The sequence below is a fragment of the Ancylobacter sonchi genome (assembly GCF_018390695.1).
Classification (GTDB): Bacteria; Pseudomonadota; Alphaproteobacteria; order Rhizobiales; family Xanthobacteraceae; genus Ancylobacter; species Ancylobacter sonchi.
Genome location: NZ_JAHBGF010000046.1, coordinates 103,914 through 115,626 on the forward strand (window position 1 = coordinate 103,914; position 11,713 = coordinate 115,626).

Below are 11,713 nucleotides of genomic sequence, written 5' to 3' on the forward strand. Positions count from 1 at the left end.
TCAGCCCCGCGCCGCCCAGTCGGCGCCGAGTTCCGCCATCCGCGCGGCGGCGAAATCCTCCGCCTCGCCGATGGCGAAGCCGAACAGGATCAGGCACGGCCCCGGCGAGGCGTCGCCGAACTTATCCGCCAGTGCCGCCGCGAGCTTATCCTGCAGCGTCGAGACGGTCGCCGCCACCCGGAATTCCTCCGGACGGGTGGCGGAGAACACGGCGAGGGCGGGGGTGTGCGGATCGAGGCCGGCGGCCATCGCCTTGCCGGCGAGCTCGCCCCAGGTGCGCTGGGGCATGTAGACTACCGTGGTCGCCGCCTTGTCGGCGAGCGCCGTCCAGTCGAGGTCAACAGGCAGCTTGCCATCGCGGGCATGGGCAGTGATGAATTGCAGCCGGCGCGCATGGTCGCGATGGGTCAGCGACACCGCCACCCGGCTGGCGGCGCCCTGCGCGGCGGAGATGCCCGGCACCACCTCGATCGGCAGGCCGGCGGCGCGGGCGGCGGAGATCTCCTCGCCGGCACGGCCGAACACCATCGGGTCGCCGCCCTTCAGCCGGACCACACGCTTGCCCTGCTTCGCCAGCGACACCATTAGCGCGTTGATGTCGTCCTGCTTGCAGGAGGGGCGGTAGCCGGATTTGCCGACCAGCGTCTTCTTCGCCTCGCGCCGGGCGACGTCGAGCACCGCCGGCGCGACGAGATCGTCATAGAGCACCACGTCGGCGGCCTGCAGCACCCGCACCGCCTTCAGTGTCAGCAGCTCCGGATCGCCCGGCCCGGCGCCCACCAGCGCGATGGAGCCGCGTCCCTCCTCGTCGCGCTCGGCGCGCGAGCGGGCCAGCAGCACGTCGCGCAGCGCATCGTCCGGGGCGTCGTTGGGGGTTTCCAGCGCGTGGCGGGTGAAGCGTTCCCAGAAGCGCCGTCGCCCGTGATGGCCGAGCCCGAGCGCGGTAACGAAGGGCCGCCAGACCCGCGCCGCCTCGGCCCAGTGGCGGAAGCCCTGCGGGATCACCGATTCGATCTTAGCCCGTACCGCCTGGCCGAACACTGGGGCGGCACCGTCGGTGGAGATGCCGACCACCAGCGGCGAGCGATTGACGATGGCGCCGAAGGCGAAATCGCAGAAGGCCGGCTTGTCGACCACGTTCACCGGCACGCCGGCGGCCCGTGCCGCCTGCGCGAAGCGCTCGCCCTCGCTGTCGTCCTCGATGGCGCCGATGGCGAGGGCGGCGCCGGCGAGGTCCGCCGGGGCCCAGTCGCGCGGGTGCAGCGCGATGCGCCCGCCGGCCTCGTCGGCGAAGGCGGCGAGGGCGGGGGAGGTGTCAGCGGCGTAGATGTCGAGCCGCGCCCCGGTGGCGGCGATCAGCTCGGCCTTCCAGGCGGCGGCATCGGAGCCGCCGGCCAGCACCACCCGCCGGCCTTCCAGCGCGAAGAACACCGGCAGCCGGGCGAGCGGCGCCATGCGCCCGCCGCTCTGCTCGGAGGGGCGGCGCGGGGAGGGAGAATCGCCCGTGGGGTCGGCCATAAGGTGTCTCGTATCGGCGTCGGGGCGCAGCGTGGCTGCGCGGTAAACCGCCATTATACCACGGCCGCGCCGGCGGTGAACGCCGGGCGCGACGCGGATGGACGGCGTTCAGTGGTTCTTTTCGGACAGCTTGTCAGTCCAGGCCAGCACCACGCCGGAGACCACGAACACCACATGGATGATGACCAGCCAGGTCAGCTGCTTCTCGTCGACGCCCCGGTCGAGGTTCATGAACGCCTTTAGCAGCGCGATGGCGGAAATAGCGACGATGGAAGCGAGCAGCTTCTGCTTCAGCCCGGCGAAGTCGACCTTGGTCATCCATTCCGGCCAGTCGGCATGGCCCTCGGCGTCAATCTTGGAGACGAAGTTCTCGTAGCCGGAGAAGATGACGATGATCACCAGGCTGCCGGTGAAGGTGAGGTCGATCAGGGCGAGGATGCCGAGGATGGTGTCGTTCTCGTCGAAGCCATTGGCGTGGCTGACGAAGTGCCACAGCTCGATACCGAACTTGTACAGCAGCACCGCCAGCGCGATGACGAGGCCGATATAGAACGGCGCCATGATCCAGCGGCTGACGAAGATGAAGCGTTCGATCAGTTTTTCCATGTTCGGCTCGTTCTCCGTCTGGCCGTGCCCGGCGCCGCTCGCCGGCGCCGCCTTTTCGCAGATGCGAAGAGGGGTGGCATGACGCGGCGGGAGGTTCAAGGGGGCAGCGGCGGATCGGGGACGGTGTCGCACCTTGCGGCAGGCGCAAGCACCCGCGCCGGCAGGCGCCCGGGTCGTGAGCAGGACGGCCGAAACGACAACGGCCGGGAGAGGTCCCGGCCGCCGCCTTCATTCACAGAAAAGGAGTGATCTCAGGCGTTGACGCCGCTGCCGATCGGGCAGGAGACGCCGGTGCCGCCAAGACCGCAATAGCCGCTCGGGTTCTTGGCGAGGTATTGCTGGTGGTAGGTTTCGGCGAAGTAGAATTCCGGCGCCGATACGATCTCGGTGGTGATGGGATCGTAGCCCTTCGCCTTCAGCGCCGCGTCGTAGGCGGTCCGGCTCGCCACCGCCGCCTGCTGCTGCTCGGGCGACAGCGTGTAGATGCCGGAGCGGTACTGCGTGCCGATGTCGTTGCCCTGCCGCATGCCCTGGGTGGGGTTGTGCGATTCCCAGAACAGCTTGAGCAGTTCCTCGTAGCTCACCACCTTGGGATCGAAGACCACCAGCACCGCCTCGGTGTGGCCGGTGCGGCCCGAGCAGACCTCGTCATAGGTGGGATTGAGCGTCGGCCCGTTGATGTAGCCGACCGCGCTCACCCACACGCCCGGCGTCTGCCAGAACTTGCGCTCGGCGCCCCAGAAGCAGCCCAGAGCGAAGATGGCGGTCTCCAGCCCCTCCGGATAGGGCCCCTTGAGCGCATGGCCGTTGACGAAATGCGTCGCCGCGGTCGGCAACGGATTCGCCCGTCCCGGCAGCGCCTCGGACGGGGTGGGCAGTTCCAGCGATTTCTTGAAGAAGAACATGTTGTCGTCCCTCGCTTTTCCGCCGGCCAATATGGGGATTGGCCGGTGCGATTGCGAGGGGGCTTCAGGCGCGCTTGCGTCCGAGTACGATCAGCACAAGGCCGATCACCACCAGCACCGCCGCCAGCGGCGCCTGCATCAGTGGCGTCGCCAGGCTCTCCCAGCCGGCGGCCGGCAGTTCTGCGTCGAGCGCCCGCCCCAGCCCCGTAGCGCTCACCGCAGCCCAGGCGTCGCCGAGCGGCGTGTACAGCACGCGCGAGGAGGCGATGGAGCGGGTGCCGTCCAGCACCAGCGCCACGAAGCCGCCGGCGAGCAGCCACAGGCCGAGGAAGCGCAGCAGGAAGCGGATCATGCTCAGTCCTTTTCCACCTCGTGCCGGCGGAAGGAGCCCGTCCGGGAACGGGTCCCGCGCCTCCCGCCCGCCCGGCAAGACGTGGCCTGTCTAAGCGCCGGGTGGCGGCGACGCAATACCGCGTCATTCCGCCGCCCGGCGCACGGGTCCGTGATGTTCCTTAGAGTTGATGTGAATCAAGGCTGCCTCGCGCCTCCGCCCCGATGGTCCGGCCGGACTGTGGAAGACGCCTGCGCCGCTTCGGCGCCGGGCGGTGGAGGGTTTCATGCCACAAGCGGCAATGGGCGCGGCGCCGGATCCCGTCGGGGTGCCCCGGCAAATTCAGAAGAGCCTCACCTTCGGCGAGGGTGGGCTGGCGGCGACCTTCGTGCTGCTGGCGCTTTCCTCGCTCACGGTGGCCTCGGGAGCGGAAACGGCGGCTTATGCTTTTCATGCCTATCTGACCGCACTGGCCAGCATCGCCGCCGTCTTCGTGATCATCAACCATCATGTCGAGCGGCCGGCGGCGCTGCCGGCGCGCGAGATCGACGGCCGGCCCAACTACAATTTCGGCCCGGTGAAGTTCGCCACCGTGGCGGCGGTGTTCTGGGGCATCGCCGGCTTCCTGGTGGGCGTCATCATCGCCTTCCAGCTCGCCTTTCCGGCGCTGAATTTCGACCTTCCCTGGACCGCTTTCGGCCGGCTGCGGCCGCTGCACACCTCGGCGGTGATCTTTGCCTTCGGCGGCAATGTGCTGATCGGCACCTCGTTCTACGTGGTGCAGCGCACCTGCCATGCCCGGCTGGTCGGCTATCTCGCGCCGTGGTTCGTGGTGCTGGGCTACAATTTCTTCATCGTGGTGGCCGGCACGGGTTACCTGCTCGGCATCACCCAGGGCAAGGAATACGCTGAGCCGGAATGGTATGCCGACCTGTGGCTGACCGTGGTGTGGGTGACCTACCTCATGGTCTTCCTCGGCACCATCTGGCGCCGGCGCGAGCCGCACATCTATGTGGCGAACTGGTTCTACCTCGCCTTCATCGTCACCATCGCCGTGCTGCATCTCGGCAACAACGCCGCCGTGCCGGTGTCGATCTATTCGCCGAAGTCCTACATCGTCTGGTCGGGCGTGCAGGACGCGATGGTGCAGTGGTGGTACGGCCACAACGCGGTGGGCTTCTTCCTCACCGCCGGCTTCCTCGCCATCATGTACTACTTCATCCCCAAGCGGGCGGAGCGGCCGGTCTATTCCTACCGGCTGTCGATCGTGCATTTCTGGGCGCTGATCTTCATCTACATCTGGGCCGGCCCGCATCACCTGCACTACACCGCGCTGCCGGACTGGGCGCAGACGCTGGGCATGACCTTCTCGATCATCCTGTGGATGCCGAGCTGGGGCGGCATGATCAACGGCCTGATGACGCTGTCCGGCGCCTGGGACAAGCTGCGAACCGACCCGGTGCTGCGCATGCTGGTCGTCTCGGTGGCCTTCTACGGCATGTCGACCTTCGAGGGGCCGATGATGTCGGTGAAGTCGGTCAACTCGCTCAGCCACTACACCGACTGGACCATCGGCCACGTGCATTCCGGTGCGCTGGGCTGGGTCGCCTACATCTCCTTCGGCGCCATCTACTGCCTGGTGCCGTGGCTGTGGAACCGCCGCCAGCTCTATTCGCTGAAGCTGGTCAACTGGCACTTCTGGATCTCGACGCTCGGCATCGTCTTCTACATCTCGGCGATGTGGGTGGCGGGCATCCTGCAGGGCCTGATGTGGCGCGCCTACACCTCGCTCGGCTTCCTCGAATATTCCTTCATCGAGACCGTCGAGGCGATGCACCCCTTCTATGTGATCCGGGCGATCGGCGGCGTGCTGTTCCTGGTCGGCGCCCTGATCATGGCCTTCAACCTATGGATGACCGTGCGCTCGCCGGACGTCGAGGCCGCGGTCTCCCCCGCCCAGAATCCAGCCCTGCTGCCGGCCGAGTGAGGAGCGCGCATCATGACAACCGCAACCACGCCCGCCCCCCGCAAGTCGCTCTGGCAGAAGCATGCCTTCTTCGAGAAGAATTCGATCTGGCTGGTCATCGGCATCTTGCTGGTGATCTCGGTCGGCGGCCTCGTCGAGATCGTGCCGCTGTTCTACCTGAAGAGCACCATCGAGAAGGTGGCCGGCGTGCGTCCCTGGACGCCGCTGGAACTGGCCGGGCGCAACATCTATGTCCGCGAGGGCTGCTACAACTGCCACTCGCAGATGATCCGCCCGCTGCGCGACGAGGTGGAGCGCTACGGCCACTACTCGCTGGCGGCCGAGAGCATGTATGACCGCCCGTTCCAGTGGGGCTCCAAGCGCACCGGGCCGGACCTCGCCCGCGTCGGCGGCAAGTATTCCGACGAGTGGCAGCGCCAGCACCTCGCCGATCCGCGCTCGGTGGTGCCCGGCTCGATCATGCCCGGCTATCCGTTCCTGGCGCAGGACCGGCTGGAAGCCGCCGACATCGGCCAGGACATGAAGGTCAACGCCCTCTATGGCGTGCCCTACACCGAGGAGATGATCGCCGCGGCGCAGGCCGACCTGCGCACCCAGGCGACCACCGACGCCGCGGACGCCGACGCCCTTCAGGCCCGCTATCCCGGCGCGCAGATCCGCGACTTCGACGGCAACCCCGCCTTCGTCTCCGAGGCCGACGCGCTGATCGCCTATCTGCAGGCGCTCGGCACCATGGTCGACTTCCGGCTGTACGACGACAAGGCCAACATCAGGTGAGGCCCCGCACATGAACGAGACCTATAGCGCGCTCGCCGCCTTCGCCCAGACCTGGGGTCTTCTGTACTTCGTCGCGTTGTTCGCCTGCGTGCTCGCCTATGCGCTGTCGCCCCGGCGCCGGCAGGAGTTCGACGCGGCCGCCCGCCTGCCTCTCAGCGAGGACTGATCATGGCCGATACGCATCGCCACGAGATCGACGCCCATAGCGGCGTCTCCACCACCGGCCATGAATGGGACGGCATCCGCGAGCTCAACAACCCGCTGCCGCGCTGGTGGCTGTGGACTTTCTATGCCTGCATCCTGTGGGCGGTGGTCTACTGGCTGCTGTTCCCGGCCTGGCCGCTGGTGACCGGCTATACCTATGGCGTGCTGGGCTGGAAGTCGCGCGACGCCATCCAGACCGACCTCGCCCAGCTGCGGGCGCAGCGCGCGGTGTTCGCCGACAAGCTGGCCGCCGCCAACCTGCCGGAGATCGAGCAGAATCCCGAGCTGCTCGCCTTCGCCCGCGCCCAGGGCCGTGCCGCCTTCGGCGACAATTGCGCGCCCTGCCATGGCAGCGGCGCCGCAGGGACGAAGGGCTATCCGAACCTCAACGACGACGACTGGCTGTGGGGCGGCACGCTGGAGCAGATCCACGCCACCATCCAGCATGGCGCCCGCTCGGCCGATCCCGACGCGCATGTCGGCGACATGCCGGCCTTCGGCCGCGACGGCATGCTGCCGCGCGCCGACATCGTCGCCGCCGCCGACTATGTGCGCCACCTTGCCGGACTGCCGCCGGCGGCGGACGCGCAGATCGACAAGGGGCAGGCGGTGTTCGCCGCCAATTGCGCCGCCTGCCATGGTCCCGAGGGCAAGGGCAATCCGGAGCTCGGCGCGCCCAACCTCACCGACCCGATCTGGCTCTACGGCTCCGACCGCGCCACCCTCATCCAGACCATCAGCAACGGCCGCGCCGGGCTGATGCCAGCCTGGAAGGGGCGGCTCGACGACGGCACCCTCAAGGCGCTCACCGTCTACGTTCACACGCTGGGCGGTGGTCAGTAACGCCGGCGACTTCGGCGGGGCGTCCCGGCGACATCCCGCCGCATAAGCATTTTCCCGCCCGTCATCGCCCGGATCAAAAGCGAGGGCGGGGCCGGTACAAGAGGAGCGGCGGCGCGCCAGCGCCGCTGCCTGCCGGGAAACGAACATGGCCACCGTCAATCTCATTCGCGCCGCCGCGCCGCAGGCTGTCCCGCCGGCGGACGACGATGCCCCGCTCTACGAGGCGCGGCGCAAGATCTACCCGATCGCGGTGCGCGGCACCTTCCGGCGCATCAAGTGGACGCTGCTCGTCGTCACGCTTGGCATCTACTACCTGCTGCCCTTCGTGCGCTGGCATCGCGGTCCGGACGCACCCTCGCAGGCGGTGCTGGTCGACTTCCCCAATAGCCGCTTCTACTTCTTCTTCATCGAGATCTGGCCGCAGGAGATCTACTACCTCACCGGGCTCCTGATCCTCGCCGCGCTGGTGCTGTTCCTGATGAACGCGGTGGCCGGGCGGGTCTGGTGCGGCTATCTCTGCCCGCAGACGGTGTGGACCGACCTGTTCCAGACCATCGAGCGGCTGGTCGAGGGCGATCCGCGCCAGCGCCGCGAGAAGCTGAAGAACGCCTCGCGCACCCGTCGTGCCTTCGAGGCGGCAGCCAAGCACGTGCTCTGGCTGATGGTCGCTTGGTGGACCGGCGGCGCCTGGGTGCTCTATTTCGCCGACGCGCCGACGCTGGTGATGCAGCTGATCAAGGGCGAGGCGCCTGTCGTCGCTTATGTCTGGATCGGCATCCTCACCGCCACCACCTATGTGCTCGCCGGCCACATGCGCGAGCAGGTCTGCACCTATATGTGCCCGTGGCCGCGCATCCAGGCAGCGCTCACCGACGAATACGCCCTTAACGTCACCTATCGCTACGACCGCGGCGAGCCACGCGGCTCGTTCAAGAAGACCGAGGCGCTGAGGCGGCAGGGCCTGCCCGGCGGCGATTGCGTCGATTGCCGGCAATGCGTCGCCGCCTGCCCGACCGGGGTCGATATCCGCCAGGGGCTGCAGCTCTCCTGCGTGCAGTGCGGCCTCTGCATCGACGCCTGCGACACGGTGATGAAGAAGATCGGCCGTCCCGCCGGCCTCATCGCCTACGACACCGAGATGAACGTGCAGCGCCGCCAGCACGGCGAGGCACCGGTCTACCGGTTGCTGCGCGCTCGCACCGTGCTCTATGCCGCGCTGATCGTGCTGATCGGCGGGCTGATGGCGGTCGTGCTGGCGACGCGGGGCTCGGAAGGGCTGTCGGTCATCCACGACCGCAACCCGCTCTTCGTCCAGCTGTCCGACGGGTCGATCCGCAACGGCTATACGCTGCGCCTGGTCAACAAGCTCTTGGTGCCGCGCCGCTTCGCCCTCTCGGTCGAAGGCGTGCCCGAGGCGCGGCTGGAGGTGATCGGCGAGGCCGCTTCCCCCGGCGCCGATCCCGTGGTCTCGGTCGGGCCCGACCAGACCTACGAGATCCGCGTGCTGGTCTCCACCGCCGCGCGGCTGCCGGCCGGCGCCTCGCTTCCCGTTGCTTTCCGCCTCACCGACGTCTCCGGCGGCGAGACCATCTCGGTAGCGGATCATTTCAAGGGACCCTGAGCCATGGCCGCACATCCGCTTCCCTCGTCGCCGACCGATGGCCGCCCGCTGACCGGCCGCACGGTGCTGTTCTGCTTCCTTGGCTTCTTCGGCGTGGTGTTCCTGGCCAATGGCCTGCTGGTGCGGGCGGCGCTGTCGAGCTTCGGCGGGGTGGAGACGGAAAGCTCCTACAAGGCCGGCCTCGTCTTCGCCCAGGAGGTCGATGCGGCCGCCCGCCAGGCGACGCTGAATTGGCAGGTCTCGGCCCATCTCGCCGACGGCGCCTTCGAGGTGCGCGCACGCGACGCCGCCGGCAACCCGATCCCCGGCCTCGATCTCGTCGCCACCCTGCATCACCCGACCGACCGCCGGCTCGATATCACCATCGATGCGGTGCCGGCCGGTCCCGCGTCCTGGACCGCCGCCCCGCATGTGCCGGCCGGGCAGTGGGAGCTGATCATCGACCTCACGCGGGACGGCGAGCGGCAATTCCGCTCGATGAACCGGGTGGTGACGAGATGACAGCCCTCAGTTCGGTCCACGCCCCGGGCGACACCTTGCGCGAACTGCCGGCCGCCGTCCCGAACGCCATTGTCCCGCCGCTTGCGCCCGACCTGTCGCTCTATCTGCGCGAGGAGGCGGACGGGCGGCGGGCGATGGATTTCGCGGTGGAGGGCATCGATTGCGCCGCCTGTATCGACGAGATCGAGGACGCGGTGGAGGCGCTGCCCGGCATCGCCTCCGCCCGGCTGAACTATACCAGCCACCGCCTCGCCGTCGTGTGGCGGAGTGCGGCGGATCCGGCGGCGGTCTTCGCCGGGCTGTCCCGCATCGGCTACAAGGCCTATCCCTTCGGCACCGACAAGGCCGAAGAGATCGAGCGCAACGTCTCGCGCCATTTGCTGCGCTGCCTCGCCGTGGCGGGCTTCGCGGCGATGAACATCATGCTGCTCTCCGTCTCGGTGTGGTCGGGCAACGTCACCGACATCGACCCGGAGACGCGCGACCTGTTCCATTGGCTCTCCGCGCTGATCGCGCTGCCGGCCTGCGCCTATGCCGGTCAGCCCTTCTTCCAGAGCGCGCTGAGGGCGTTGCGCAACCGCACGCTCAACATGGACGTGCCGATCACGCTCGGCGTCATGCTGGCGCTCGGCGTGTCCGTCTACGAGACGCTGCACAGCGCCGAGCACGCCTATTTCGACTCGGCGGTGATGCTGCTGTTCTTCCTGCTCACCGGCCGCTATCTCGACCACGCCATGCGGCGCAAGACTCGCATCGAGGCCTCGAACCTCGCGGCGCTGAAGGCTGAGACCGCCAACCGGCTCGACGAGGCCGGGGGGGTTACGCTGGTGCCGGCCGCCGCCGTGCGACCCGGCGACAGGGTGCTGGTGCGGGCCGGCGAGCGGGTGCCGGTCGACGGCATCGTCGTCTCCGGCCGCGCGGCGGTGGACGAGAGCCTCGTTACCGGCGAGACGCTGCCGCGCGACGTCGTCGCGGGTGGGACGGTGCATGCCGGCGCGCTGATCCATGACGGGGTGCTCCAGCTGCGCACCACCGCCGCCGGCGAAGACACCTTCCTCGTCGAGGTGGAGCGGCTGCTGGAGCGTGCCGCCACCGCCCGCAGCGGCTATGTGCGCCTCGCCGACCGCGCCGCCCGGCTCTATGCGCCGATGGTGCACACGACGGCGCTGCTGTCGCTGGTCGGCTGGCTTGCGGTCGGCGCTTCTCTGCATCAGGCGGTGCTGATCGCGGTGGCGGTGCTGATCATCACCTGTCCCTGCGCGCTGGCGCTCGCGGTGCCGGCGGTGCAGGTGGTGGCCTCCGGGGCGCTGATGCGGGCCGGGGTGCTGCTCAATGCCGGCGACGCCTTCGAGCGGTTGGCGGACATCGACACCATCGTCTTCGACAAGACCGGCACGCTCACCGCGCCCGAGCCGCATCTCGCCAACGCCGATCAGCTGTCGCCGGACCTACTCGCCATCGCCGGCCGCCTCGCCGCCGGCTCGACCCATCCGCTGGCCCGCGCCGTGGCGGCCGCCGTGCCCGGCGCGGCTCCGTATCCGGAGATGCGCGAGGTCGCCGGGGCCGGCGTGGAGGCGCAGCTGGACGGCGTGACGGCGCGCCTCGGCAGCGCGGAGTTCTGCGATTGCGGTGCGTTGCTCACCGGGATCGAGGCCGCCGACGCCTCCTTCGTCGCCCTGTGTGTCGGCGAGCAGCGCGCGCTGCTGATGATCCGCCAGACGCTGCGTCCGGATGCGGCGGAGGTGATCGGCCGGCTGCGTGCGATGGGCAAGTCGCTCGTTATCGTCTCCGGCGACCGGCCGGTGGCGGTCGCCCCCGTCGCCGCCGCGCTCGGCATCGAGGAATGGCAGGGCGCGGCGACGCCGGCAGACAAGATCGCGACGCTGGAACGCCTCAAGGCCCGTGGGCGCCGCGTGCTGATGGTCGGCGACGGCATCAATGACGCGCCCTCGCTCGCCGCCGCGCAGGTGTCGATGTCGCCCATCGCGGCGGCCGATGTCACGCGCGCGCAGGCCGACCTGGTGTTTCTCGGCGAGAAGCTGGCGCCGGTGGCCGCCGCCATTGCCGTGTCGGCCAAGGCACGCCGGTTGATGCGCGAAAACCTGATCATCGCGGTGATCTACAATCTGTTCGCGGTGCCGCTGGCGATCGCCGGGTTCGTCACGCCGCTGGTGGCGGCGGCGGCGATGTCCGGATCCTCGGTCATCGTCACGCTGAACGCTCTTCGCGCCCGTGGCGCAGCAAAGGAGGCCGGCTCATGAGCGTGCTGATTTACCTGCTGCCGATGGCGCTGGGGCTGGGACTGACGGGCCTCGTCGGCTTCATGTGGACGTTGCGTTCCGGGCAGTACGATGATCTCGACGGCGCGGCGGTGCGTGTGCTCAGCGACGACGACCTGGCCAAGCACTGAGGGGCGGGGC

The 11,713-nt window shown here is 68.9% G+C and carries 12 protein-coding genes; 8 read left to right on the forward strand and 4 right to left on the reverse strand.

Translation table 11 applies throughout. The annotated features are described in order from the left end of the window. The 4 genes from cysG to KHC28_RS24735 all read right to left on the reverse strand — a co-directional run bounded on the left by cysG (window position 1) and on the right by KHC28_RS24735 (window position 3,381). A complete protein-coding gene (cysG, locus tag KHC28_RS24720; protein WP_376772797.1) occupies window positions 1-1,518 on the reverse strand; it encodes a siroheme synthase CysG in 1,518 nt (505 codons plus the stop codon). A 108-nt stretch (window positions 1,519-1,626) separates the two neighbouring features. Next, a complete protein-coding gene (locus KHC28_RS24725; protein ID WP_214011040.1) occupies window positions 1,627-2,124 on the reverse strand; it encodes a TIGR00645 family protein in 498 nt (165 codons plus the stop codon). A 251-nt stretch (window positions 2,125-2,375) separates the two neighbouring features. After that, a complete protein-coding gene (gene msrA, locus KHC28_RS24730) occupies window positions 2,376-3,029 on the reverse strand; it encodes a peptide-methionine (S)-S-oxide reductase MsrA (RefSeq protein ID WP_214011041.1) in 654 nt (217 codons plus the stop codon). A gap of 64 nt (window positions 3,030-3,093) precedes the next feature. Next, window positions 3,094-3,381, reverse strand: a complete 288-nt coding sequence (locus KHC28_RS24735) for a hypothetical protein (RefSeq protein WP_214011042.1) — start codon at window positions 3,379-3,381, stop codon at window positions 3,094-3,096. Between the two features lie 280 nt (window positions 3,382-3,661). On the opposite strand from KHC28_RS24735, the gene ccoN reads away from it, so the two are divergent. The 8 genes from ccoN to ccoS all read left to right on the forward strand — a co-directional run bounded on the left by ccoN (window position 3,662) and on the right by ccoS (window position 11,703). Then, the gene (gene ccoN / locus KHC28_RS24740) at window positions 3,662-5,347 is read left to right on the forward strand and encodes a cytochrome-c oxidase, cbb3-type subunit I (RefSeq protein WP_214011488.1); all 1,686 of its coding nucleotides are present in this window, start codon (window positions 3,662-3,664) and stop codon (window positions 5,345-5,347) included. 12 nt (window positions 5,348-5,359) lie between these two features. Then, window positions 5,360-6,124, forward strand: a complete 765-nt coding sequence (gene ccoO / locus KHC28_RS24745) for a cytochrome-c oxidase, cbb3-type subunit II (protein WP_214011043.1) — start codon at window positions 5,360-5,362, stop codon at window positions 6,122-6,124. A 10-nt stretch (window positions 6,125-6,134) separates the two neighbouring features. Next, on the forward strand, window positions 6,135-6,290 hold the full coding sequence (locus KHC28_RS24750) for a cbb3-type cytochrome c oxidase subunit 3 (RefSeq protein ID WP_214011044.1): 156 nt from the start codon (window positions 6,135-6,137) through the stop codon (window positions 6,288-6,290). Window positions 6,291-6,292: 2 nt separating this feature from the next. Further along, window positions 6,293-7,171, forward strand: coding sequence for a cytochrome-c oxidase, cbb3-type subunit III (gene ccoP / locus KHC28_RS24755; protein WP_214011045.1), 879 nt, complete (start codon window positions 6,293-6,295; stop codon window positions 7,169-7,171). A gap of 145 nt (window positions 7,172-7,316) precedes the next feature. After that, on the forward strand, window positions 7,317-8,792 hold the full coding sequence (gene ccoG, locus KHC28_RS24760; protein WP_214011046.1) for a cytochrome c oxidase accessory protein CcoG: 1,476 nt from the start codon (window positions 7,317-7,319) through the stop codon (window positions 8,790-8,792). Window positions 8,793-8,795: 3 nt separating this feature from the next. Beyond that, entirely contained in the window at window positions 8,796-9,293 is a 498-nt protein-coding gene (locus KHC28_RS24765) for a FixH family protein (RefSeq protein WP_214011047.1), read from the forward strand. 134 nt (window positions 9,294-9,427) lie between these two features. Next, window positions 9,428-11,554, forward strand: a complete 2,127-nt coding sequence (locus KHC28_RS24770) for a heavy metal translocating P-type ATPase (RefSeq protein WP_246565204.1) — start codon at window positions 9,428-9,430, stop codon at window positions 11,552-11,554. Then, window positions 11,551-11,703: a cbb3-type cytochrome oxidase assembly protein CcoS gene (ccoS, locus tag KHC28_RS24775; RefSeq protein ID WP_214011049.1), complete on the forward strand. Its 153-nt coding sequence runs from the start codon at window positions 11,551-11,553 to the stop codon at window positions 11,701-11,703. Before KHC28_RS24770 ends, ccoS begins: the two co-directional genes overlap by 4 nt. Window positions 11,704-11,713: the final 10 nt, after the last annotated feature.